At 65.1% G+C, this 22,445-nt stretch carries 24 protein-coding genes and 1 riboswitch; of the genes, 18 read left to right on the top strand and 6 right to left on the bottom strand.

From position 1 onward, the window contains the following. Nucleotides 1–47 precede the first annotated feature (47 nt). Together C4S71_RS04080 and C4S71_RS04085 are read left to right on the top strand one after the other, a co-directional pair. Nucleotides 48–317, top strand: a complete 270-nt coding sequence (locus C4S71_RS04080; protein ID WP_086509404.1) for an Rdx family protein — start codon at nucleotides 48–50, stop codon at nucleotides 315–317. Between the two features lie 5 nt (nucleotides 318–322). Further along, entirely contained in the window at nucleotides 323–1,237 is a 915-nt protein-coding gene (locus tag C4S71_RS04085; protein WP_103968294.1) for a DMT family transporter, read from the top strand. Here the strand turns inward: C4S71_RS04085 and C4S71_RS04090 are convergent. The 3 genes from C4S71_RS04090 to C4S71_RS04100 form a co-directional block, all read right to left on the bottom strand. After that, nucleotides 1,222–1,569, bottom strand: a complete 348-nt coding sequence (locus C4S71_RS04090) for a type II toxin-antitoxin system RelE/ParE family toxin (RefSeq protein ID WP_086509406.1) — start codon at nucleotides 1,567–1,569, stop codon at nucleotides 1,222–1,224. The two genes, C4S71_RS04085 and C4S71_RS04090, sit on opposite strands and share 16 nt — an antisense overlap. Next, entirely contained in the window at nucleotides 1,566–1,829 is a 264-nt protein-coding gene (locus C4S71_RS04095) for a type II toxin-antitoxin system Phd/YefM family antitoxin (RefSeq protein ID WP_086509407.1), read from the bottom strand. The genes C4S71_RS04090 and C4S71_RS04095 overlap by 4 nt, the downstream gene beginning before the upstream one ends. Before the next feature lie 66 nt (nucleotides 1,830–1,895). Continuing rightward, nucleotides 1,896–2,600, bottom strand: coding sequence for an arylesterase (locus C4S71_RS04100; protein WP_103968295.1), 705 nt, complete (start codon nucleotides 2,598–2,600; stop codon nucleotides 1,896–1,898). Here C4S71_RS04100 and C4S71_RS04105 point away from each other — a divergent pair. From C4S71_RS04105 to glyA, 4 genes are all read left to right on the top strand, one after another. Then, the gene (locus C4S71_RS04105) at nucleotides 2,599–3,348 is read left to right on the top strand and encodes an ABC transporter ATP-binding protein (protein WP_086509409.1); all 750 of its coding nucleotides are present in this window, start codon (nucleotides 2,599–2,601) and stop codon (nucleotides 3,346–3,348) included. The genes C4S71_RS04100 and C4S71_RS04105 overlap by 2 nt on opposite strands. Continuing rightward, entirely contained in the window at nucleotides 3,345–5,945 is a 2,601-nt protein-coding gene (locus tag C4S71_RS04110; RefSeq protein WP_086509410.1) for an ABC transporter permease, read from the top strand. The genes C4S71_RS04105 and C4S71_RS04110 overlap by 4 nt, the downstream gene beginning before the upstream one ends. 228 nt (nucleotides 5,946–6,173) lie before the next feature. Further along, complete coding sequence (locus tag C4S71_RS04115) at nucleotides 6,174–7,511, top strand: hypothetical protein (RefSeq protein ID WP_234250016.1); 1,338 nt, start codon at nucleotides 6,174–6,176, stop codon at nucleotides 7,509–7,511. A 196-nt stretch (nucleotides 7,512–7,707) separates the two neighbouring features. Further along, nucleotides 7,708–8,973: a serine hydroxymethyltransferase gene (gene glyA / locus C4S71_RS04120; RefSeq protein ID WP_103968444.1), complete on the top strand. Its 1,266-nt coding sequence runs from the start codon at nucleotides 7,708–7,710 to the stop codon at nucleotides 8,971–8,973. An 86-nt stretch (nucleotides 8,974–9,059) separates the two neighbouring features. Here the strand turns inward: glyA and C4S71_RS22685 are convergent, their stop codons facing one another. Together C4S71_RS22685 and C4S71_RS04130 are read right to left on the bottom strand one after the other, a co-directional pair. Further along, nucleotides 9,060–9,893, bottom strand: a complete 834-nt coding sequence (locus C4S71_RS22685; protein WP_103968296.1) for a calcium-binding protein — start codon at nucleotides 9,891–9,893, stop codon at nucleotides 9,060–9,062. 81 nt (nucleotides 9,894–9,974) lie between these two features. After that, a complete protein-coding gene (locus C4S71_RS04130; RefSeq protein WP_103968297.1) occupies nucleotides 9,975–10,379 on the bottom strand; it encodes a hypothetical protein in 405 nt (134 codons plus the stop codon). Nucleotides 10,380–10,499: 120 nt separating this feature from the next. Beyond that, a riboswitch (cyclic di-GMP riboswitch) is annotated at nucleotides 10,500–10,578 on the bottom strand. 359 nt (nucleotides 10,579–10,937) lie between these two features. On the opposite strand from C4S71_RS04130, the gene C4S71_RS04135 reads away from it, so the two are divergent. From C4S71_RS04135 to C4S71_RS04160, 6 genes are all read left to right on the top strand, one after another. Continuing rightward, complete coding sequence (locus C4S71_RS04135; protein ID WP_103968298.1) at nucleotides 10,938–12,347, top strand: MBL fold metallo-hydrolase RNA specificity domain-containing protein; 1,410 nt, start codon at nucleotides 10,938–10,940, stop codon at nucleotides 12,345–12,347. Between the two features lie 394 nt (nucleotides 12,348–12,741). Then, nucleotides 12,742–12,936, top strand: coding sequence for a YgaP family membrane protein (locus C4S71_RS04140; RefSeq protein WP_086509416.1), 195 nt, complete (start codon nucleotides 12,742–12,744; stop codon nucleotides 12,934–12,936). Between the two features lie 43 nt (nucleotides 12,937–12,979). Beyond that, nucleotides 12,980–13,846, top strand: coding sequence for an MBL fold metallo-hydrolase (locus C4S71_RS04145; RefSeq protein WP_086509479.1), 867 nt, complete (start codon nucleotides 12,980–12,982; stop codon nucleotides 13,844–13,846). Between the two features lie 10 nt (nucleotides 13,847–13,856). After that, complete coding sequence (locus tag C4S71_RS04150) at nucleotides 13,857–15,605, top strand: SulP family inorganic anion transporter (RefSeq protein WP_103968299.1); 1,749 nt, start codon at nucleotides 13,857–13,859, stop codon at nucleotides 15,603–15,605. Between the two features lie 52 nt (nucleotides 15,606–15,657). Next, nucleotides 15,658–16,119: a YeeE/YedE family protein gene (locus C4S71_RS04155; RefSeq protein WP_086509418.1), complete on the top strand. Its 462-nt coding sequence runs from the start codon at nucleotides 15,658–15,660 to the stop codon at nucleotides 16,117–16,119. Next, nucleotides 16,116–16,529, top strand: coding sequence for a DUF6691 family protein (locus C4S71_RS04160; RefSeq protein ID WP_086509419.1), 414 nt, complete (start codon nucleotides 16,116–16,118; stop codon nucleotides 16,527–16,529). Before C4S71_RS04155 ends, C4S71_RS04160 begins: the two co-directional genes overlap by 4 nt. Before the next feature lie 56 nt (nucleotides 16,530–16,585). Here C4S71_RS04160 and dsbG read toward each other — a convergent pair whose 3' ends face one another. Further along, a complete protein-coding gene (gene dsbG, locus C4S71_RS04165) occupies nucleotides 16,586–17,341 on the bottom strand; it encodes a thiol:disulfide interchange protein DsbG (protein WP_103968300.1) in 756 nt (251 codons plus the stop codon). A 198-nt stretch (nucleotides 17,342–17,539) separates the two neighbouring features. Between dsbG and C4S71_RS04170 the strand changes: the two genes are divergently transcribed. The 6 genes from C4S71_RS04170 to nusB all read left to right on the top strand — a co-directional run bounded on the left by C4S71_RS04170 (nucleotide 17,540) and on the right by nusB (nucleotide 22,438). Then, complete coding sequence (locus C4S71_RS04170; protein WP_160113352.1) at nucleotides 17,540–18,061, top strand: copper chaperone PCu(A)C; 522 nt, start codon at nucleotides 17,540–17,542, stop codon at nucleotides 18,059–18,061. A 143-nt stretch (nucleotides 18,062–18,204) separates the two neighbouring features. Beyond that, complete coding sequence (gene nrdR / locus C4S71_RS04175) at nucleotides 18,205–18,687, top strand: transcriptional regulator NrdR (RefSeq protein ID WP_086509422.1); 483 nt, start codon at nucleotides 18,205–18,207, stop codon at nucleotides 18,685–18,687. Nucleotides 18,688–18,747: 60 nt separating this feature from the next. Then, complete coding sequence (gene ribD, locus C4S71_RS04180) at nucleotides 18,748–19,884, top strand: bifunctional diaminohydroxyphosphoribosylaminopyrimidine deaminase/5-amino-6-(5-phosphoribosylamino)uracil reductase RibD (protein WP_086509423.1); 1,137 nt, start codon at nucleotides 18,748–18,750, stop codon at nucleotides 19,882–19,884. Between the two features lie 301 nt (nucleotides 19,885–20,185). Beyond that, nucleotides 20,186–21,340, top strand: coding sequence for a bifunctional 3,4-dihydroxy-2-butanone-4-phosphate synthase/GTP cyclohydrolase II (ribBA, locus tag C4S71_RS04185; RefSeq protein WP_086509424.1), 1,155 nt, complete (start codon nucleotides 20,186–20,188; stop codon nucleotides 21,338–21,340). Between the two features lie 100 nt (nucleotides 21,341–21,440). After that, entirely contained in the window at nucleotides 21,441–21,935 is a 495-nt protein-coding gene (gene ribH, locus C4S71_RS04190; protein WP_086509425.1) for a 6,7-dimethyl-8-ribityllumazine synthase, read from the top strand. After that, nucleotides 21,932–22,438, top strand: coding sequence for a transcription antitermination factor NusB (nusB, locus tag C4S71_RS04195; RefSeq protein WP_086509426.1), 507 nt, complete (start codon nucleotides 21,932–21,934; stop codon nucleotides 22,436–22,438). Before ribH ends, nusB begins: the two co-directional genes overlap by 4 nt. The last annotated feature ends 7 nt before the right edge of the window (nucleotides 22,439–22,445 follow it).

The raw sequence follows: 22,445 nt of genomic DNA on the forward strand, positions 1-22,445 counted from the left end.
CTTGGCTGCTATCATTCCCGTTCCATTGTTGCGACAGAGTTGCCGACATGTCACGCATCCGCATCCATTACTGTACCCAGTGTCAGTGGCTGCTGCGCAGCGCCTGGCTGGCCCAGGAGCTGCTCTCCACCTTCGGTGAGGAGCTGGAGGAGGTCGCGCTGGTGCCCTCCCACGGGGGCTATTTCGAGATCTTCTACGACGACGAGTCGCTGTGGGAGCGCAAGCGCGACGGCGGCTTTCCCGACAGCAAGCAGCTCAAGCAGCGGGTGCGCGACCGGCTCGACCCCGGGCGGGATCTGGGGCATATCGATCGATGAAAACCATGACCAGTGCGGCAATGCCGAATCAGGACCGCCAGGCGATTCTGTTCGGCCTGGGAGCCGTGGCGCTGTGGTCCACGGTGGCCACCGCCTTCAAGGTGGCGCTGGGCTACATGTCGCCGTTGGAGCTGATGTGGCTGGCATCTGCAGTGTCGTGGCTGCTGATGGGTGTGCTGGTGATGCGTCAGGGGCTGCTCGGCCAGGCCTTGCGCCGCGGCTGGCGCACCGCCGTCTGGGCCGGGCTGATGAACCCGGTAGCCTACTATCTGGTGCTGTTCGGCGCCTATGCCCGCCTGCCGGGGCAGGAGGCCATGGCCCTCAACTACACCTGGGCGCTGGCCATGGCCTTTCTCGCCGTGCCGATCCTCGGCCAGCGGCTGACCCGCACCGACGTGGTGGCAGGGTTGATCGCCTATTCCGGGGTGTGGGTGATCGCCACCCGGGGGCAGGTGCTCGACGTGGCCTTTGCCGACCCTCTTGGGGTAGGGCTGGCGCTGGCCTCGACGCTGCTATGGGCGCTCTACTGGCTGCTCAACGTGCGCGACGCCCGCCCGCCGCTGGTGGCCCAGTGGCAGAACTTCAGCGTCGGTCTGCCGGTGCTCACGCTGCTGATGCTGCTGGGGCCCGGTTTCAGCTGGCACGGCTGGGCGGCGTTGGGGGCCGGGGTCTACGTCGGCCTGTTCGAGATGGGCATCGCCTTCGTGCTGTGGCAGCTGGCCGTGCATCGGGTGTCGCGCACGGCGCGGGTGTCCAACCTGATCTTCCTGTCGCCGCCGGTCTCGCTACTGCTGCTCTACCTGGTGGTGGGCGAGCCGATCCTGCTCTCCACCCTGGTCGGGCTAGTACTCATCCTCGGCGGCCTGGGGCTGCAGCAGTGGCAGAAGGCGCCGAGAGCAGCGGTTCAGGAGAGCAGCTGATATTCGAACAGCAGTTGCTTGAAGTCCTGGCGCTGATGGGCGAAGAGATAGACTGAAACCTGCTCCCGCTCGGGCCAGAAGCGATAGATGACCCGGTAGCCGTCGATCAGCAGCTCACGGTAGTGGCCGATGCCCAGCTCCAGGGCCAGCCGGCAGACAGGATAGGTATGGGGGTGGGCCGTGAGCCGCTCGAGACTGGTCGTGACGAGACCCCGTGAGATCTTCTCGACATGGGGCAGCGGGAGTTGGAGCTGGTCGAGCAGGAAGTTCTCGCAGGATTCCAGGGAGAGCTCTGCCGTAGTTTCGAAGACCACTCGCAGCGGAGGGGTCATGATGATTCGCCGCGGCGTGCCTCGTGCCTGGTCTCGAGTCGGGCCATGAACTCCTCGGCGCTCATGGTCTTGCCTTCTTCACGGCTCTTCTCTCCCAGGCTCAGCAGCTTGAGCAGGGCGATGGCCTGTTCGCGGCGCTCGTGGGCGGCATACGATTCAACCACGTAGGTAGGCTTGCCCTTTTGCGTGATGACCAAGGGCTCCTCCACATCGAGTGTGGCCGCATTCTGCTTGAGGTAGCTGATGGTCTCGGTACGCATGAGTGCACTCCTGATAACATGCCGGTGGTCCAAGAATAGTCCGCAAATGGACCGCTGGCTAGCCACTCATTCCGCTGCGAGTTCGGCCAGCTGCACGCCGTTGCTCTCCAGCAGCGGCTCGAGCGCCGGCCAGACGTTGTCGAGTATGATGGGTTGGGCCTCGGCGGTGGGGTGGATGCCGTCGTCCTGCATCAGGCCTTCTTCCAGCGCCACGCCTTCCAGCAGGAACGGCACCAGTGGGGTATCGTAGGTCTCGGCCAGACGGGTGAAGACGTCGGTGAAGGCGCGGCGGTAGGCCTGCCCGTAGTTGGGCGGAATGTCGATTCCGAGCAGCAGCACTTCGGCGCCGGCGGCCTGGCTGGCCTCGATCATGCCGGCCAGATTGGCCTCCATCTGGGTCGGCGGCAGGCCGCGTAGACCGTCGTTGCCGCCCAGTTCGAGCAGAACGATGTCGGGGTCGTGCTGTCCGAGTAGCTCGGGGAGTCGGCTGGCACCGCCGCCGCTGGTCTCTCCGCTGATGCTGGCATTGACGACCCGGGCGCTGCCGTCGAGCCGCTCCTCGAGCAGGGTGACCCAGCCGGCCTCCTGCTCGAAGCCGTAGGCGGTGCTCAGGCTGTCGCCTACCACCAGCAGTATCGGACGCTCGGCTGCCAGGGCCGGAGCGGTGACCAGGGCCAGGGCGAACAGCGCGCTCCCGGCAAGGCCGGCGCCGCAGGAACGCCAGCGCGCCAGCCAGACGCCTACCAGACCAAAGGGAAAGACTTTCACCATGACCGACTCCTTGACTCGAGATGCTGTTTCGCTTGCCGCCGCTTCCGGGCGTGACGTCAAACCGATTCTACATGCTCGTCAGCTGAGCAAGCAGGTGACGAGCGGCGAGCGGCGGCTCACCATTCTGAGTGGTCTGGAGCTCGAAGTGTTCCCCGGCGAGAGCGTGGCGATCCTCGGCCAGAGTGGCGCAGGCAAGTCGACCCTGCTCGGCCTGCTGGCAGGGCTGGACGAGCCGAGCGGCGGCGAGCTGGAGCTGTTCGGCGAAACGCTCGGCAAGCTCGATGAAGATGGCCGCGCCCGGCTGCGTGCCGGTCGGGTCGGCTTCGTGTTCCAGAATTTCCAGCTGCTGCCGACTCTGACGGCACTGGAGAACGTGCTGCTGCCGCTGGAGCTCTCGCCGCTGCCCGATAGCCAGTCGCGTGCCCGCGACTGGCTGACCCGGGTCGGCCTCGGTGAGCGCCTGGAGCATCTGCCCAAGCAGCTCTCCGGTGGCGAACAGCAGCGGGTCGCGTTGGCCAGGGCCTTCGTCACCGGCGCCGAGCTGGTGTTCGCCGACGAGCCCACCGGCAACCTGGATCAAGCCACCGGGGCGCGCATCATCGATCTGCTGTTCCAGCTCAACCGCGAAGCCGGCACCACCCTGGTGCTGGTGACCCACGACCAGGCGCTGGCGGCGCGCTGCGACCGCAGCCTGCGCCTGGAGGAGGGGCGGCTGATCGAACTCGTGCGCGATGAGGTGAGCGCATGAGCCGAGCCTCTACCCGGGCCGAGGGTGCCAATCTGCTGCGCCTCTCCGCCCGCGGCCTGCTGCGCGATCTGCGCGCCAGCGACGTGCGTGCGCTGTTCGTCGCCCTGGCGCTGGCGGTGGCCGCCTCGACCATGATCGGCTTCTTCCTCGACCGTCTCGACCGTGGCCTGACCCGCCAGGCCGGCCAGCTGCTCGGCGGCGACCTGGTGCTCGAACAGGGCCGCCCCTTCAGCCAGGAGCTGCGCCAGACTCTGGAAGAGGCCGGCATGACGCTGAGCGACCAGGTCGACATGGTGACCATGGTCAGCTTCGGCGATGCCTTCCAGCCGGCCAGCCTCAAGGCCGTGGACAGCGTCTATCCCCACTACGGCGAGGTCTACGTCGACCGCGGCGAGGGCCTCGAGACGGTCAGTCACGGCCCCGCTCCGGGTGAGGCCTGGGTGGCACCGCGCCTGGCGCTGCTGCTGGAGGCAGAGCTGGGCGACCGCATTCAGGTGGGCGAGGGCGAGCTGACGCTGACCGGACTGGTCGAGCGCGAGCCGGATCAGTCCGCCGGCTTCGGCAACTTCAACCCGCGTCTGATGATTCATCTCGACGATCTCGAAGCTACCAACCTGGTACAGCCCGGCGCACGGGTGGAGTTCGAGCTGCTCGCCGCCGGCCCGCCGCAGGCGCTGGACCAGCTGGCACCGCTGCTCGAGCGCCTGCGGCGTGACGGCGTCGAGGTGCGCGACGTGCGCCGCGACCGACCGGGGCTCGGCAACGCCCTGGAGCGTGCCGAGCGCTATCTGAGCCTGGCCGGGCTTGCCGCCGTGCTGCTGGCCGGGGTGGCGGTGGCCATGGCCACGCGACGCTACGTCGAGCGACATCTGGATACCGCGGCGCTGCTGCGTTGCTTCGGCGCCACTCAGCGCGATCTGACCTGGCTGTTCGCCCTGCAGCTGCTGTGGCTGGCGCTGGCGGCGTCGCTGCTCGGGGCGCTGCTGGGGTTGGTCGGTCAGGCCGCATTGCTGGCGCTGCTCACGGCCTTCCTGCCGTTGACCCTGCCGCCGCCGGGCTGGTTGCCGCTGTGGCTGGGGGTGCTGACGGCGCTGGCGGTGCTGGTCGGCTTTGCCGGCCCCACGCTGCTGCGTTTGAAGCGGGTCAGTGCGCTCAAGGTGCTGCGCCGCGAACTCGACCCGCTGCCGGCCGCGGCCTGGCTGGTGGTGCTGGTGGCCAGCCTGGTATTCGGCGGCTTGCTATGGCTCTACTCCGGCGACTTCGGCCTGGCAGCCTCGCTGCTGGTGGGCGGGCTGATCATGCTGGTGGTGCTGTGGGGGCTGGGGGGGCTGTTGCTCGGCCTGGTGCTGCGCGTTGCCGCGCGTCTGCCTCAAGGCGGTGGCAAGGGTGCGGAGCTGAGCCAGGCCCTGCGCCTGGGCGGGCGCCAGCTGGCGCGGCGGCGCTCCGCCAGCCTGGGGCAACTGCTCGCCTTCTCGGTGACCTTCTTCGCCATGGCCATGATCGCCATGGTGCGCGGCGACCTGCTCACTACCTGGCAGGACCAACTGCCCGAGGATGCGCCTAATTACTTTGCCATCAACATCCAGCCCGCCGAGCGCGAAGCGTTCATCGAGGCGCTGGAGGCCAGTGCCGACGACCGCACCGCGCTCTACCCGATGGTGCGTGGGCGACTCACCGAGATCAACGGTGAGCCGGCCCGGGACGCCGTGCCGGTGGAATCCCGCGGCGACGGCTCGCTGCGCCGCGAGCTCAATCTCACCTGGCAGGCCGAGCTCCCCGAGGGCAACCGGGTGGTAGCCGGCCAGTGGTTCGATGCGCTGGAGCAGGCCCCGCCCAACGGCTGGCTGGGCGAGGTGGATGCCGAGCCGGCGCAGAGCGTGGTGCCGATCTCGCTGGAGGATGGGCTGGCCGAGCGCCTGGGCCTGTCGCTGGGCGATCGTCTGACCTTCACCATCGGCGGCGAGGAGATCGTCGGTGAGGTGGCCAGCCTGCGCAACCTGGACTGGGACAGCTTCCGACCCAATTTCTTCGTCATCTTCCCGCCCGGGGTGCTGGAGCGTTTCGGCCATAGTTTCATCACCGCCTTCCACCTGGACGGCGGGCAGGGCGATACGCTGCGCCAGCTGGTACAGCGCTTCCCCGGGGTGTCGCTGCTCAACATCGACGCCATACTGGCCCAGGTGCGTGACGTCGTGGCTCAGGTGACGCGTGCCGTGGAGCTGGTGCTGGCCTTCGTGCTGCTGGCCGGGGTGAGCGTGCTGTATGCCTCCTTGACAGCGAGTCGTCCGGCACGTGCTCACGAGAGCGGCCTGCTGCGGGTGTTCGGCGCCGGCCAGAGCCTGATTTCCCGCGTGCAGGGAGCCGAGTTCGCCATCCTCGGCCTGGCCAGCGGCCTGATGGGCGCGCTGTTGGCCGAGCTGGCCACCGCCGGCATCTATATCGCCTGGTTCGACCTGGCGCCACGCCTTCACCTATGGCTTTGGGTCGTGCTGCCCCTGGGTGGCGCGGTGTTGATCGGTGCCATCGGTCATGTCCTGTCGCGGGGCCTGCGCAAGCAGGCCCCGGCGGCAAGCCTGGGGCTGCTGGGAGAGGCCTGATTCGTCCACCGCGACGTTGAAACGCCCGCAGGCGATGTTGCAGCGCTGCACTGCATGAATGCGGTTACACTATGTAATTGCGAATGTGGTGCGGCGTGCCTTGCCACCTTCCTATCCGACCGATGCAGTGCACAGGAGGTGGCATCGATGAAGATTTACCGACCCCGATCAATCAACCTGAAGCAGACCCTTGTCTGCATCGCTCTCTTTGGCGTCCATGGGGCTGCGATGGCGGACGCAGAGCGCTTCGAAGCCGACCTGCGGGCGCTGTTCAGCGAGGGTGGAACGCTTTCCATCGGCGACGTCTCGAGCGCCATGCTGCGCTCACGGCTCACCGCCGAAGATATCGTCTTCGAGGCCGACGAGGGCGAGCGCCTGCTGATCGATCGTTACATCGTCAGCGGCGATTACGACGCCCCTGCCGAAGTCACGCTCGAAGGCCTGCGCATCGAGGACAGTCTCACCGAGCTGACCCTGATGAGCGTCGAGCGCATCGTGCTCGGCGAGCCGTCGCAGGCGGTATTCCCGCTGCATGATGATGCGCTGACGCCCGAGCAGGTGCGCCTGGGTAGCCTTGCCATCGACGGCATCGTGATCGAGCTGGCCTCGGAGCTTGCCGAGGAGATCTTCTTCGATACACCGTTCAGCAGCGGCCATGGCCGCATGACCATCGACAAGCTGCGCGGCGAGTCGCTCTCCCACGAGGCGATCGGCATGCTGGAGATTTCCGGAATGGCCGGCGTTTTCGATGAACTGGACGAGCTCGGTTCCGGGTCGTTCACGCTGCGTTCGCTGCGCCTGGAGGGGCTGACCGGCATCGATAAAGAGGGCGAGGAGAAGCTGGCCTCGCTGGTGCTGCGTGACCTGGCCGTGGAGTCTCCCGAGCTGGTCGCTCGTCTGGCCCTGATCGATCTCGACGGCAACTTCGACGACGGCAAGGGGGGAGTGCGTCTCGAGGGGTTGCACATGGACCTGGCGCGCATGATCGAGCTCGCTCCCGAGGATGAGCGCACCCAACTGCGCATGGTCAGCAACGTACTGACCGGCGGCAGCGGCGAGCTGCGCCTCGATGCCGCCCTGCTCGGCAGCTGGCAGGAGAAGGACGAGCACAGCGTGCTGATCAGCGACAGCCAGATCGACATCCACGATGCCTTGAGCCTGCTGCTCGACATCAATTTGCCGCTGCTGCTGCCGCACGATGTGACTCCCAGTGATGCCTTCGGCAACATGGATTGGCTCGAGGACGCCACCCTGCTGGGCGGCGACATTCACTTGAGCCTGGCCAACCAAGGGCTGTTCTCGCGCCTGGCCACGCTGGGAGCGGCGATGGAGGGGGTGACGGAGGCGCTGTACGTCGAGCAGGTGCGCACCCAGGCCCAGGGCTTCGGCATGATGTTCGGCCCCGAGATTCAGGCCGTCCTGGTGGGATTGGTCGACCTGCTGGAAGGCAGTGCGCAGCACCTCGACGTGCGTGTGACGCTGCCGGCGCAAAGCAACGTGACCACCTACATGAGCGACCCGCTGGGGGTGCCGGGGAAGCTCAGCGTCAAGGTCGAGACCCGCTAAAGGGTGATCGCTGCGCCAGGAACCGTGCGCCTTACGCCGCATCTCGCTCGTCGATTTGTTTAGCGTTCCCTTGCTGCAGCTAAACGCAGCATGAGTATTTCTGCACCCGCCCATGACGGCCTTTCAAGTGAAAGCCGCCATGGGCTGGGGTATCATGGCGCATCCCGATTCTCCCCGTATGCGAGGTTTCCCGCCGATGTTCAGCCGTGACATGACGATTGCCGGTTTCGATGATGCCCTGTTCGATGCGATGCAGAAGGAAGTCGCCCGCCAGGAAGCGCACATCGAGCTGATCGCCTCCGAGAACTACGCCAGCCCGCGCGTTCTCGAAGCCCAGGGCAGCCAGCTGACCAACAAGTACGCGGAAGGCTACCCCGGCAAGCGCTACTACGGCGGCTGCGAGTATGTCGACATCGTCGAGCAACTGGCCATCGACTACGCCAAGCAGCTGTTCGCTGCCAGCTACGCCAACGTTCAGCCTCACTCCGGCTCCCAGGCCAACAGTGCCGTGTTCCAGGCGCTGGTCAAGCCGGGCGACACCGTGCTGGGCATGAGCCTCGATGCCGGCGGTCACCTGACCCACGGCGCCAAGCCGAACTTCTCCGGCAAGCACTACAATGCCGTGCAGTACGGCATCGACGGCAACGGACGCATCGATTACGAGGAAGTGGCGCGGCTGGCTCGCGAGCATCAGCCCAAGATGATCATCGCCGGCTTCTCCGCCTACTCCCAGATCATCGACTGGGCCAGGTTCCGCGAGATTGCCGATGAAGTAGGTGCCTACCTGCTGGTCGACATGGCCCACATCGCCGGCCTAGTGGCTGCCGGGGTCTATCCGAGCCCGCTGCCCCACGCTCACGTGGTGACCACCACCACTCACAAGACCCTGCGCGGCCCGCGCGGTGGCCTGATCCTTTCCGCCGAAGGCAACGAAGAGATCGAGAAGAAGCTGCAGTCCGCCGTGTTCCCCGGCGGCCAGGGCGGCCCGCTGGAGCACGTCATCGCCGCCAAGGCGGTGTGCTTCAAGGAGGCCATGGAGCCCGGCTTCAAGAGCTACCAGCAGCAGGTGGTCAAGAACGCCCAGACCATGGCCGGCGTGTTCATCGAGCGCGGCTACGACATCGTTTCCGGTGGCACCGAGGATCACCTGTTCCTGCTCTCGCTGATCAAGCAGGGCCTGACCGGCAAGGACGCGGATGCCGCCCTGGGCCGCGCCCACATCACCGTCAACAAGAACGCCGTACCCGGCGATCCGCAGAGCCCGTTCGTCACTTCCGGCCTGCGCATCGGCACCCCGGCCGTGACCACCCGCGGTTTCGGTGAAGGCGAGTGTCGCGAGCTGGCCGGCTGGATCTGCGACATCCTCGACGTCATGGCCAAGGGTGAGGATACCGCCGCCATCGAAGCCGAGGTGAAGGACAAGGTCGAGGCCGTCTGCGCGCGCTTCCCGGTCTATCGTTGAGCCGCGACGCCTGCGCCACCTGAAAGTCGACGCCCCGCACCGTGCAGACGGTGCGGGGCGTTGGCTTTCAGAGCTGTGCTGCCGACTTAGTCGACGATCAGTTTGCCGACAAGGCCATCGAAGTCGGTGACCACGCCTTCCAACAGTACCAGATTGGAATGACTGCCCGCCTCGGCATCGGCAACGCTGGTGGCCACGGCAATGGTGGTATCAGTGCCGTCATTGGTGACCTGAACCCAGTCGGCAAGGTCATGATCCTGGGAATTGAAGCCAAAATCGCTCAGCAGCTCCGTGATATCCAATTTGTTACTGCCATTGGACCAGTCGAGGATTGTGTCAAAGTGCTCGTCAGCAGTGCCTGCCATGTCGCCGGCGAGCCATTTGAAGGTGTCGTTCCCGTCACCCCCGGCAAGGATGTCGGCGCCGGGGCCACCAATCAGCGTATCTTGACCTGCACCACCGAAAAGCTGATCATCCCCTTCGCCCCCATAGAGGGTATCGTTGCCACGGCCGCCAAAGAGAGCGTCATCACCACTGGTACCCCATAGTACTACGTTATCATCATCCAGAGAGTAGTTGAGCGTATCGTTACCCCGGAATCCGAAGATGATATCGTCTCCAATCTTTGGGTCCGCTTCCGTTCCGGTACCGGAAGACTCGGTGCCTAGCAATGCATTGCTGTTCTGATCATTCCCACTTGTTCCAGCATTGAAGGTGAAGATTTCATAGAACTCGTTGCCGGCACTGTCAGTCACCTTTATGGTGAGGGTGAAAATGCCATCACCCTCCTTTATTTCCTTTCCATCTTGTAGTTTTAGGGTGGTGCCGTCGATTTTGAATCGATCAGTAGGGTCATTGGCGATTTCGAACTCATGGGTGTCGCCCTCGTCGGGGTCCACCGCTGATAAGGTACCGATCACTGTTCCTTGACCAGTTGTGGTGTTTGCAGGCTGGTCTGCTGTTGCTGGAGGGCCAATCCCGTGTACGGCTTCAGCCAGCTCTTAGCTTATAAGGATCCTTATATCAGTTGGCGGCTGATTTTCTGGTGAGCCTGGCGCCGTATACTCATCAAAATACCATCGAGTCTGCTCGGCTCGCCCTTGCATCCAGTTGAAGAAGTCCTTGCCGCCCGTGAATAGATCCGTCAGATAGAAGGGGGCTGCGCCATCTCCGAAATCCAGATAGGGGGCACCATCATCGCTATTCTGGTTAAGCTTGATCTCGTAGTCTCCCGAGAGCCCTTGCTCGTCGAGTTTGGCCGCCAGCCAAGCCTTGACAGCGTCAGCCTGAAGCACGACATCGGCCAGCCACATCGTATAGTGCTTGGAAAAGAAGCTCTGGCTCCAATTGTTGGGATCGGTCTCTAGCCCCTTGCCATCTAGGAAGTCCGTAAAGGATGTGCTCATTGTTCTACCCTCATCTACCTACCGTTACCTGGAGGAGCGGGCGACACCGTGTCGGTCTGCGGTGCGCGGCCACCCTCCGCCGCCTTGTCGATTGTTCTTCTACTTCTCAAGGCGCCCGGTTCAGGCGGCCCGGCTGTCTCAGGAGATGAGACCCGTGGCTTTCCGTCCCTGCATCGCTACAGGTTTGGCGGTACTGATGGCGCTAAGCACAGCGTCTGGAAGGAGTAGTCCCTGCGGACGACAGGCTTAAACTGAATTCTTGTCTAAAAGTAGTCTTATGCAATTAATTTTTGCTATTTTGTTTTGATATGTGAAAGTCTATAGGTATGAGGCGGCTGGACATTTGAACAGGTGTATGTCAGCCGGGCAGGCCTGTGTCTTGATGCCAAGGGCCAGAGGAGTCGCACTAAACCCATCTGTGCTCCAGCGCCTGAATTGCCCGAGGTCAAGTGGAAGGTCGCGCGTGGAACCTGACCCGGGCCGGTATTTCGGCTCAGCCGCCGGGCTCACCTTCCGTTATGCTGAAAGCAACGAGGAAACCTGGCGGACCATGAGCTTATGTCGACGTTGACGTTTCAAGGGGCAGTCGGTGAAGTCACCGGCTCCCGTTATCTCATCGAGGTGGAGGGGGCGGATCGTACCTATCGGGTGCTGCTGGAGTGCGGCTTGCACCAGGGCGGAAAGGGAGCCGACGAGGCCAACGCCAGGCCTTTCGGTGCCTTGGCCAGGCAGCTCGATGCGGTGGTCATTTCGCACGGTCATCTGGATCATGCCGGGCTGCTGCCCAAGCTGGTGCGGGAAGGCTACAGCGGCCCGATTCACTGCACCCGCGGTACCCGGGATCTGCTCGAGATCATGCTCGAGGACGCGGCCTTCATTCAGGCCAAGGACGTCGAATGGGAGAACAAGTGGCGCAAGCGCCACGACAAGCCCTTGATCGAGCCCCTGTACGAGCTGGCGGACGTGGAGCGCACGCTGAGGCTGTGCAAGTCCCATGGCTACGGCCAGCCCGTCAAGCTTCCCGGGGGAGTGACACTGGTATTCCGCGATGCCGGCCATATCCTCGGTTCGGGAATCGTCGAGCTGGCGGTGCCATCCGGCGGGCAGACGAAGCGGATCGTCTTTTCCGGCGACCTGGGCAATCCGAGCTCGGTACTGATGAAGGAGCCGGAGAAGCTCTTCGAAGCCGACGTGGTGCTGATGGAGAGCACCTACGGCGACCGTGACCATCGGCCCCTGGACGAGACCCTGGAGGAGTTTGCCCAGGTACTGGCGGAAGCCCACGCCAGTGGCGGTAACGTGCTGATTCCCGCCTTCGCCGTGGGGCGCACCCAGGAGATCCTCTACCACCTGAGCGTGCTCTATCACGAGGGGCGACTGTCTCAGCAAATGGTCTTTCTCGACAGCCCCATGGCGATCAAGGTCACCGAGCTCTATCACCGTGCTCGCAAGAGCCTGGATGCCGAAGACCTGAAAGTGCTCAACATTGCCGCCAGCGGCGATACCGGCCGCTACCTGCCGATCCTGCGCATGACGCGCACGGTGGAAGAGTCCATGGCGATCAATCGCATCCACGGCGGGGCGATCATCATTGCCGGGGCGGGCATGTGCACCGGTGGACGTATCGTCCACCACTTCCGCTACAACCTCGAGAAACCCAATACCCGCCTGGTGATCGTCGGTTTCCAGGCGGCCGGCACGCTGGGCCGTCAGCTCGTCGATGGCGCCGAGAAGGTGCGCGTGCTCGGCCAGGAGCTGGCGGTGAAGGCGAAGGTGCATACCATCGGTGGCTTCTCCGCCCATGCCGGGCAGAGCCAGCTGATCGGTTGGGCCGGTGCCTTCCGCGACACGCCGCGCTTCTACCTGGTTCACGGCGAGCCGGAAACCCAGCAGGTGCTCAAGGGGGCGCTGGCCGAGAGCGGAATCGAAGCGGAAATCCCGGTCTACGGCGGCCGTATCCAGCTCTAGGGAAGCGCTGAACAAATCGACGAGCGAGATGGAGCACAAGGCGCACGGAGCACAGGACCCGGAGCATATGGGGTATATGTGAGGATTCCGACGGTCCGACGCTTCGGCACCGCGCAACGCAGCGATTCGCTCGCGCAGGCATTTGTGCAGTGTTTCCCTAAGCCTGTCTCTCCGCTGCATTCACTGCAACGCTCCGCGGGCCGCTTTTTGCGCCCGGCGGTACATGCTCCTGCTGTGACGGGCTGCGACAACTTGATGCAGGTCAATGTTCGACAGGGTTTCTTCTCTGCACCGGGATTCTGAGCTATTCTTAGTGTTGAGTTTTGTTATTAGCATAGATCATTATGTTATTTGTCCATCTCGAGCTTCTGATCTCCAACCTCAAGGTGAAACCATGAAGAGCAACGTAGGCGGTATCGACAAAATTCTGCGGATCGTGGTCGGAGCGGTATTGATCGGCCTGACCATCACCGGCGTGATTGGCGTCTGGGGCTGGATCGGTGTGCTGCCGCTGGCTACTGGGTTGATCAATTTCTGTCCGGCTTATCAGCTGCTTGGCATCAATACCTGCAAGCTACCCAAGAAATAAGCCTATTAGACGCTTGCAGCCACACCGACGGAGGTCCATGACCATGTCCCAGCCGATCGTGACCCACTTCTTCGACGAGCCCACCAACACCTTCAGCTACGTGGTACGGGATCCGGGCAGCAGGGCCTGTGCCATCATCGATTCCGTGCTCGACTTCGACTACGCCGCGGGACGCACCGATACCCGCTTGGCGGACGATATCATTGCGTTCATCCGACGCGAAGGGCTCTCCGTCGAGTGGATCCTCGAGACCCACGTTCACGCCGACCACCTATCCGCGGCCCCCTATCTCCATGAAAAACTGGGTGGCAAGACCGGCATCGGCGCGAGGATCACCGTGGTGCAGGAGGTCTTCGGCAAGGCCTTCAATGCGGGCACCGAGTTCGCCCGCGACGGCAGTCAGTTCGACCGCCTCTTCGAGGAAGGCGATACCTTCGCCATCGGCAAAATGGAAGGACGGGTGCTACATACGCCGGGGCATACGCCGGCCTGCCTGACCTATGTGATCGGCGATGCGGCCTTCGTCGGCGATACCCTGTTCATGCCCGACTATGGCACCGCGCGGTGCGACTTCCCTGGCGGCGATGCGCGTACGCTCTATCGCTCCATCCAGAAAGTGCTGGCGCTGCCGGGCGAAACCCGACTCTTCCTTTGCCATGATTACAAGGCACCGGAGCGCGAGGAGTATCAGCACGAGACCAGCGTGGCCGAGCAGCGCGCGCACAACGTGCATGTTCACGACGGCATCAGCGAGGAGGAGTTCGTCCACATGCGTACCGAGCGCGACGCCACCCTCGACATGCCGCGTCTGATCCTGCCTTCGGTACAGGTCAACATGCGTGCCGGCCACATGCCACCGCCGGAAGACAACGGTCAGGTCTATCTCAAGGTGCCGATCAACCGGTTCTGAGGCGCGCCGCGTGAGCCCCAAACGCTATTTCCCCATTCTCCAGTGGCTGCCCGGCTACAGCCGGGTCACCCTGGGCAGCGACCTGCTGGCGGCGGTGATCGTCACCGTCATGCTGATTCCGCAATCGTTGGCCTACGCTCTGCTGGCCGGGCTGCCGCCCGAGGTGGGGCTCTATGCCAGCATCGCACCGCTGGTGATCTACGCCATCTTCGGCACCAGTCGCACCTTGGCGGTGGGTCCTGTTGCGGTAGTGTCGCTGATGACGGCGGCCGCGGTGGGGCAGGTGGCTCCCCAGGGCACGCCGGAATATCTCGGCGCGGCGCTGGTGCTGGCGCTGATGTCGGGACTCATACTGACCCTGATGGGGGTGGCGCGGCTGGGTTTTCTGGCCAACTTCCTGAGCCATCCGGTGATCTCGGGGTTCATCACTGCCTCAGGACTGATCATTGCCGCCAGTCAGCTCAGGCACGTGCTGGGCATAGACGCCACCGGACACAACCTGTTCGAGTTGCTGGGCAGTCTAGCCCTTGGTCTGGGTGGGGTGCATCTGGCGACCATGGGCATCGGGCTCGGCGTGCTGGCGTTCCTGTATGCCACCAGGCGTTGGCTCAAGCCGGCCCTGGAGCGCGCAGGCGTGCCGCCGCGACCGGCGGAGATGCTGACCAAGGCCGCGCCGATCCTCGCCGTGGCCGTGACCACCCTGGCGACCTGGTGGCTGGGGTTGGATGCCAAGGGCGTGGCCGTGGTGGGCACGGTACCTGCGGGGCTACCGCCGCTGACCCTGCCAGGCTTCGATAGCGGCCTGTGGAGCCAGCTGTTCGTGGCGGCGCTGCTGATCAGCATCATCGGCTTCGTGGAGTCGGTCTCGGTCGGCCAGACCCTGGCCGCCAAGCGACGACAGCGTATCGATCCCGATCAGGAACTGGTGGGTCTGGGCACCTCGAATATCGCCGCTTCCTTTACCGGCGGCATGCCGGTCACCGGTGGCTTCGCCCGCTCGGTGGTGAATTTCGATGCCGGCGCCCAGACGCCGGCGGCAGGTGCCTTCACGGCAGTCGGCATTGCCGGGGCGGCGCTGCTGTTGACCCCGCTGATCGCCTATCTGCCCGTGGCGACCCTGGCGGCCACCATCATCGTGGCGGTGCTGTCGCTGGTGGATATCTCCGCCATTCGCAGGACCTGGGAGTACTCCCGCTGCGACGCCATGGCCATGTTCGTCACCATCGGCGTGACGCTCGCCGTCGGGGTGGAGACGGGCATCCTGGCCGGCGTGGGGTTGTCATTGGCCCTGCACCTTTACAACACCAGCCGCCCGCACAGTGCCGTGGTGGGCCGCGTTCCGGGTACCGAGCACTTCCGCAACGTGGAGCGGCATCAGGTCGAGACCGATCCGGCGCTGGCCATCCTGCGCGTCGACGAGAGCCTTTATTTTGCCAATTCGCGCTACCTCGAAGATACCGTCATGGCACTGGCGGCGCGCCAGCCCGGGCTGCGGCATATCGTGCTGGCCTGTCAGGCAGTGAACGTCATCGACGCCTCGGCGCTGGAAAGTCTCGAGGTGATCAATGCCCGCCTGCGCGATGCCCAGGTCAAGCTGCACCTGGCGGAGGTAAAGGGGCCGGTGATGGATCGGCTGCAGCACACCCGCTTCTGCCGCGAGCTGACCGGAAAGGTATTTCTGAGCACTTTTGACGCCTGGCGCTCGCTGCGTGGCGACGCTCCGCAACGGGGCATACCTGTGGTGCTACCGGCCCGGTGAGTGCCGGGCCTTCGGGCTGTTGATGAACGACTGACAAACGAAGGAGGTGAACGTGGACTGGACGGCAAGCCTGCAAGGGCTGGCAGGTGGAATATTGATCGGCCTCTCGGCCGTATGGCTGATGGCAACGCTGGGCCGCATCGCCGGCATCAGCGGCATCGTCGGTAGCCTGGTGACGGCCCTGCCGAAGGGAGACAGCGCCTGGCGCGTGGCCTTCGTGCTGGGCCTGATCAGCGGCCCGCTGCTGCTCATGCTGCTGGGCGGTGGGCTGGGCAACGTGGCCGGCGCTCCCGGAGAGGTGGTCGGACCACCCGCCGGCGGGGTGGGACTGATGCTGGTGGCGGGGCTGCTGGTGGGCGTGGGCACCGGTCTCGGCAGCGGCTGCACCAGCGGTCACGGCGTATGCGGGCTGGCCCGGCTGTCGCCGCGCTCGATGGTCGCCACCCTGACCTTCCTGCTCTGCGCCATCGTCACCGTCTATGTGGTGCGTCACGTGATCGGAGGGGCGGCATGAAGACCTTCATGGGCTATATCGCCGGGCTGCTGTTCGGCCTGGGGCTGGCGCTTGCCGGCATGACCGACCCCGCCCGCGTGCTCGGGTTTCTGGATATCTTCGGTGCCTGGGACCCGACGCTGATGTTCGTGCTGGGCGGCGCCGTGGTGACGACCTTCATCGGCTACCGGCTGGTATTCCGGCGGGAGCGGCCGATGCTCGGCGAGACCTTCCAGTTGCCCACCCGCCGGGATCTGGATGCGCGATTGATCGGCGGCGCCGCCCTGTTCGGCATCGGCTGGGGGCTCTCCGGTTACTGTCCCGGACCGGCAATCGCCTCCATTGCCGGGCTGACGGCACCGCTGTTCGCCATGCTCGTGGCCATGGTGGCGGGCTGGTTCCTGGCCAGGGCGATGCCCGCCAGGGGTTGACCGACGGTGCGGCCCCACGCCTGGTCGGCGAGGGACCGCACGCTCGTCGAAGCGACTCAGGGGGCCTCGCCGCCCATCATCTCGTGCAGCCTCGTCGCGTCCGGCATGCCGTCCACCCGCTGCAGCCGGCCGTCATGACGATAGACCGTGGTCGGGGTGGCGTAGAGGCCGAGCTCGTCGAAGAGCTGGTTGTTGCGGTAAACCTGATCCTCGATGTGGCGGGGCTGGGCCGAGGGGGCCACGCTGTCGCCACCGCTGTGATCGTGCAGGGCGGCTTCGGGATCCTCGGCACCCAGCAGGGCGGAGGCCTTGGCTGGGCTGTCCGGCTGCAGGATGCCTACCATGATGTGGCGCAGTTGCACCTCGCCGGCCTCGATCCAGGGGCGTGCCTGCTCCCAGAACTGGCGGCAATAGGGGCAGTTGGGATCGGTGAAGGTGTAGAGCACGCGGGGAGCGTCGGCCTGGCCGTCCTGAATCCAGTGGCTCTGTTCCAGCTGCTGCCAGACCTGCTCCTCCTGAGGGGCTCTCACCAGCTCGTCCAGCGGCACCTCGGAGAGGTCGTTGCCCTCGGCATCGATCATGGTGCCGACGATGGCATGTTGGCCGTCGGCCGTGACGTAGACGGTCATCTCGCGACCCTGATGGCTAGCGGCGTAACCGACCAGCCCGCCGGGCGCCTCGAATTCGCCGTGAATCTCGAGTCCTTCCTCGACCAGGGCCTGAACCGGGCCCGGCCATTCGTCGGCCTGCGCCGCCGAAACGGCAGCGAGAGGGGCCAGGGCGGCCATGAGCAGCGTGAAGCGAAGAACCATGTGGGGTTTCCTTGATTGAAATTGCCTTCCAGGGAGCGTCATCCCAGCGATGGACTCCCCCGGCGAGCGCAGGTTCACCTTGCCGATGCAGGCCGAACGTGTCGGGTTGACGCATCCTGTCTCATGACGCTCGACATCGTAGTAAGCTTTTCGCCTGTTTCCCTGGCTCATGCCAACCATACAACAAGGAGTTTCATCATGGTGCTGGTCCGCTCACTCCTGCTCACTGCGGGGCTTTCGCTGGTGGCATCGACGGCGCTCGCCGAGCCGCTGCTCGTCGAAGAGGCTCAGGTACGCGCCGTGCCGCCTGGCTCGCAGACCTCGGCGGCCTTCATGACGCTACGCAATCCGGGGGAGCAGGACGTGACCCTGGTCGATGCAGACTCGCCTGCAGCCGAGGTCATGGAGCTGCACAACCACGAAGACGTGGAGGGCGTGATGCAGATGCGCAAGATTTCCGAAATCGTCGTGCCTGCCGGTGAATCGGTCGCGCTGGCGCCCGGCGGCCTGCACATGATGCTGATCGGGCTGACCGCTCCGCTGGAGGAGGGGCAGCCCGTCGAGATCGAGCTGCGCTTCGACACGGGCGAGTCCCAGCAGATCACGGCTCCCGTCAAGCGCATCGAGGTGAGTGCCGAGGGGCATCACGGCCATGCACAGGGCGATGCTCACGACCACGGCGACCATGGTCATGGCCATGGAGAAGGGCATCGACACTGACGCCGAATCGAGCGCCCGGCATGCCGGCTTGACCTGTGTGCTGGGCGATCAGCGGGGGAGTGGGTACAATATCGGGTCAATTGGCTCACATTTGTGCTCACGCGCGACCCAGTGTCGCCCCGCTTCACGTTCGGACCGATACCATGCATTGCCCCTTCTGTGGCGCCCATGATACCCGCGTGACCGACTCCCGCCTGGTGGCGGACGGCGACCAGGTGCGCCGTCGCCGCCAGTGCACCGACTGTGGTGAGCGCTTCACCACCTATGAAACCGCTGAGCTGGTCATGCCCCGGGTGGTGAAATCCGACGGTTCCCGAGAGACCTTCGACGAGCACAAGCTGCGCGCCGGCATGCTGCGTGCGCTGGAGAAGCGTCCCGTCAGCGCCGAGGCCATCGAGGCCGCCGTCGAGCGCATTCGCCATCGGCTGAGAGCGAGCGGTGAGCGTGAGATCCAGGCTCGCAACATCGGCGAGGCCGTGATGCAGGCGCTCAAACGCCTCGACCAGGTCGCCTACATTCGTTTCGCCTCGGTCTACCGTCGCTTCCAGGATATCGACGAATTCCGGGCCGAGATCGATCGACTTGCCCAGGAGCCGGGATACCCACCGGGTACTGCCGAAGAGTAGGTTTTCCGCACGCTGCCTGCCGCCGAGCATAGCCAACCTGCCCAGTTGAACGAGGAGAGCATGGCCAAGCCGACCGATGCCGCATGGATGGCACGAGCGCTGCAACTCGCCCGCCGCGGCCGCTACACCACCCACCCCAACCCACGGGTGGGCTGCGTGCTGGTCAAGAACAGGAGGGTGGTCGGTGAGGGCTGGCACGTGCGTGCCGGAGAACCCCATGCCGAGGTGCATGCGCTGAACATGGCGCAGGCGGCCGCTCGCGGCGCCACCGCATACGTGACCCTGGAACCCTGCTCCCATCATGGCCGCACCGGCCCCTGCGCCGTGGCGTTGATCGAAGCCGGCGTCAAACGGGTGGTGGTGGCCATGCAGGATCCCAACCCCGAAGTGGCGGGGCGGGGCATCGCCATGCTGCGCGAGGCGGGCATCGAGGTCACGGTGGGGCTGCTCGAAGCGGAGGCGCTAGCGCTCAACCCCGGCTTCATCTCGCGTATGACCCGTCGGCGCCCCTTCGTGCGCCTGAAGATGGCCATGAGCCTGGATGGCCGCACCGCCATGCAGTCGGGGGAGTCCCAGTGGATCACCGGGCCCCACGCACGAGCGGAAGTGCAGCGGCTGCGGGCCAGCGCCAGCGCGATCATGACCGGCGTCGACTCGATCATCTTCGACAACTCGCGGCTCACGGTGCGGGCGGCGCAGCTCGGCCTCGACGAGGCCGAGGTCATTGCCGGGCGTCAGCCGCTGCGCGTGGTGGTCGATACCCAACTGCGGCTGCCCCAGGCAGCCGCCTGCCTGCGTGAGCCGGGGCGTACCCTGGTGGCTACCGTATCGGGATATGACCCCGAGCGTCGCGCGCGGCTCGAGGCGGCCGGTGCCGAAGTGCTGGTGCTGCCGAGCGGTGACGACGGTCGCGTCGATCTGGCCGCATTGCTGCGCTACCTGTCCGAGCAGGAGCTGGTCAACGAGCTGCTGCTGGAAACCGGGGCCACGCTCGCCGGCGCCATGCTGGACGCCGGTCTGGTCGACGAGATGCAGCTGTTCGTCGCACCGACCCTGCTGGGTGGCGAGGCGCGCCCGCTGTTTGCCCTGCCGGGGTTGACGCGCATGGCCCAGCAGCGTCCGCTGGAGATTCTCGACATGCGCGCGGTGGGCCGCGACTGGCGGATCACCGCGCGACCGGAGCGAAGGCAGGAGTGACTGCTTAATCAGCTCTGGGGCAGGCGCCGGGGAGGTTTTTTTCCAGGGATGGAAAAAATAGCGTCCAGGGAAGGATTCACAGCGCCTCCCCGGCGGCCTCGTCCCGGAGCTGTCCGCTTGTGGGGGGTGCGCCAATGTGCGCACTACTGGCGCCCGAAGCCGCGCCAATGTGCTCACTACTGGCGCCCGAAGCCGCGCCAATGTACTCTGACGCCCATTCAACGTGGTGCGATTTGGCGACATTGCCTTGCTGCAGTGCACTATCGCCCATGAAGTCGTTCGAACATTCGGAGATTCCAGCGTGCAATCTTCCCAAACGGGCCTGGCTCCCATCGAGGACCTGATCGAGGACATCCGTCAGGGCAAGATGGTGATTCTCATGGATGATGAGGATCGCGAGAATGAAGGCGATATCATCATGGCCGCGGAGAAGGTCGAGGCCGAGCATATCAACTTCATGGCGCGCCACGCGCGTGGCCTGATCTGCATGCCGATGACCCGCGAGCGCTGCGAACGCCTCAAGCTGCCACTGATGGTCAGCGACAACGGCTCCGGCTTCGGCACCAAGTTCACGCTCTCCATCGAGGCCGCGGAAGGCGTCACCACCGGCATCTCCGCCGCCGACCGCGCGCGCACCGTGCAAGTGGCCGCCGCGCGCAATGCCCGTGCCGAGGATATCGTGCAGCCCGGCCACATCTTCCCGCTGATGGCCGAGCCCGGCGGCGTGCTGCGCCGCGCCGGCCACACCGAGGCGGCCTGCGATCTCGCCGCCCTGGCCGGCTTCGACCCCAGCGGCGTGATCTGCGAGATCATGAACGACGACGGCAGCATGGCGCGGCGCCCGGAGCTGGAGCGCTTCGCCGCCGAGCACGGCCTCAAGATGGGCACCATCGCCGATCTGATCCACTACCGCATCCACAACGAGCAGACCGTCGAGCCGGTGGAGTCCACCCTGGTCGACACGGCAGTGGGTAAGCTGACCCTGCACGTCTTCCACGACCGCATCCAGAACGCTCACCACGTGGCGCTGGTGAAGGGACATCCGACGCCGGAAACCCTGACCACGGTACGGGTACACCTGGCCGATACCATGCGCGACCTGCTGGGGTTGCAGAAGAGTGAGAGCCGCAACTGGACGACTCACAGCGCGCTGGAAGAGATCGCCCGGGTCGAGCATGGCGTGTTCGTGCTGCTCGACGATGGCCGCCCGCACCAGGACTTCCGCGATCAGTTCGAAGTCTTCCTGGAGCGTCGCCGCCTGCCGCGCACCAGCGACTCCGACGGTGCCGGCAACTACCTCACCATCGGTACCGGCTCGCAGATTCTGCGCCATCTCGGCGTGGGGCGCATGCGCTTGCTCAGCTCGCCGTGGAAGTTCTCGGCGCTCTCCGGCTTCGACCTGGAAGTGGTCGAGCTGATTGCACCGGGCGGGCAGGAAAGCGACGCCGAAGGCTGAGCGGCGCGCCAGGATCAAGGCCGGCACGGGTTGCCGGCTCGCTCGGCTTCAGCGGGATAGATACCGTTTTCAGCAGGACCATATTCATCAGGAACTAGCAATGCATACCCTGTCTCAACTGGAAGGCAACTTCGTCGACGTCGATGGGCGCTACGTGATCGTGGTGGGCCGCTTCAATCACCATGTGGTCGACAGCCTCGTCGAGGGCGCCGTGGACAGCCTGGTGCGCCATGGCGTGGACGCCGAGAACATCGACATCGTCCACGTGCCCGGTGCCTGGGAACTGCCGCTGGCAGTCAAGCGAGCCCTGCAGGTGGCGCGCCCCGACGCGGTGATCGCCCTGGGGGCGGTGATCCGCGGCGGCACGCCCCACTTCGAATACGTGGCGGGCGGCTGCAATGCGGCGCTGGGTAACCTGCAGCTCGAATTCGACACCCCCATCGCCAACGGTGTGCTGACGGTCAACTCCATCGAGCAGGCCATCGAGCGCTCCGGCACCAAGGCCGGCAACAAGGGCGCCGAAGCGGCCATGGCCGCCATGGAAATGGTTTCCCTGCTGCGCGGCTTCGGCGACCAGAACGGAGACGCTTCATGAGTGCATCGCGCCCGCAACGCCCCCCGTCCGCGGGACAGCAAGCGCGGCGAGCAGCCCGTGAACTGGCGGTTCAGGGGCTCTATCAGTGGCACATGACAGGCAAGTCGACCACTGCCATCGAGGCGGAGTTTCGCAGCCAGCAGCCCGACGACGATCTCGAGGATCACGAGAACTGGGCCAAGGTGATGCAGATCGCCGATCTGGCCCTGTTCCATGAGCTGCTGCACAACGTGGTGCGCTTCCGCGAGGAGCTGGATGCCGCCATCTCGCCGTTGCTCGACCGCCGCCTGGTGGAGCTCGACCCCATCGAACTGGCCATTCTGCGCCTGGGCGCCTATGAGCTGAGTCGCCGGCTTGACGTGCCTTACCGCGTGGCGATCAACGAGGGCGTCGAGCTCGCCAAGTCCTTTGGCGCCACCGATGGCCACAAATACGTCAATGGCATCCTCGACAAGCTGGCCGCCCGGTTGCGTAGCGCCGAGGTCAGGGCACGTCGCGGCTGAAGGTGCC

It is taken from the genome of Billgrantia desiderata, from assembly GCF_900108215.1.
Taxonomy (GTDB): domain Bacteria; phylum Pseudomonadota; class Gammaproteobacteria; order Pseudomonadales; family Halomonadaceae; genus Halomonas; species Halomonas desiderata.

Coding starts and splice junctions, on each gene's coding strand:
- C4S71_RS04130 (WP_103968297.1), bottom strand. CDS start 10,379: ATGAGCACATCCTTTACGGACTTCCTAGATGGCAAGGGGCTAGAGACC.
- C4S71_RS04135 (WP_103968298.1), top strand. CDS start 10,938: ATGTCGACGTTGACGTTTCAAGGGGCAGTCGGTGAAGTCACCGGCTCC.
- C4S71_RS04160 (WP_086509419.1), top strand. CDS start 16,116: ATGAAGACCTTCATGGGCTATATCGCCGGGCTGCTGTTCGGCCTGGGG.
- C4S71_RS04110 (WP_086509410.1), top strand. CDS start 3,345: ATGAGCCGAGCCTCTACCCGGGCCGAGGGTGCCAATCTGCTGCGCCTC.
- C4S71_RS04090 (WP_086509406.1), bottom strand. CDS start 1,569: ATGACCCCTCCGCTGCGAGTGGTCTTCGAAACTACGGCAGAGCTCTCC.
- nusB (WP_086509426.1), top strand. CDS start 21,932: ATGAGTGCATCGCGCCCGCAACGCCCCCCGTCCGCGGGACAGCAAGCG.
- nrdR (WP_086509422.1), top strand. CDS start 18,205: ATGCATTGCCCCTTCTGTGGCGCCCATGATACCCGCGTGACCGACTCC.
- glyA (WP_103968444.1), top strand. CDS start 7,708: ATGTTCAGCCGTGACATGACGATTGCCGGTTTCGATGATGCCCTGTTC.
- C4S71_RS04095 (WP_086509407.1), bottom strand. CDS start 1,829: ATGCGTACCGAGACCATCAGCTACCTCAAGCAGAATGCGGCCACACTC.
- ribH (WP_086509425.1), top strand. CDS start 21,441: ATGCATACCCTGTCTCAACTGGAAGGCAACTTCGTCGACGTCGATGGG.
- C4S71_RS04145 (WP_086509479.1), top strand. CDS start 12,980: ATGTCCCAGCCGATCGTGACCCACTTCTTCGACGAGCCCACCAACACC.
- C4S71_RS04140 (WP_086509416.1), top strand. CDS start 12,742: ATGAAGAGCAACGTAGGCGGTATCGACAAAATTCTGCGGATCGTGGTC.
- C4S71_RS04105 (WP_086509409.1), top strand. CDS start 2,599: ATGACCGACTCCTTGACTCGAGATGCTGTTTCGCTTGCCGCCGCTTCC.
- C4S71_RS04115 (WP_234250016.1), top strand. CDS start 6,174: ATGGCGGACGCAGAGCGCTTCGAAGCCGACCTGCGGGCGCTGTTCAGC.
- C4S71_RS04100 (WP_103968295.1), bottom strand. CDS start 2,600: ATGGTGAAAGTCTTTCCCTTTGGTCTGGTAGGCGTCTGGCTGGCGCGC.
- dsbG (WP_103968300.1), bottom strand. CDS start 17,341: ATGGTTCTTCGCTTCACGCTGCTCATGGCCGCCCTGGCCCCTCTCGCT.
- C4S71_RS04085 (WP_103968294.1), top strand. CDS start 323: ATGACCAGTGCGGCAATGCCGAATCAGGACCGCCAGGCGATTCTGTTC.
- ribD (WP_086509423.1), top strand. CDS start 18,748: ATGGCCAAGCCGACCGATGCCGCATGGATGGCACGAGCGCTGCAACTC.
- C4S71_RS04170 (WP_160113352.1), top strand. CDS start 17,540: ATGGTGCTGGTCCGCTCACTCCTGCTCACTGCGGGGCTTTCGCTGGTG.
- C4S71_RS04080 (WP_086509404.1), top strand. CDS start 48: ATGTCACGCATCCGCATCCATTACTGTACCCAGTGTCAGTGGCTGCTG.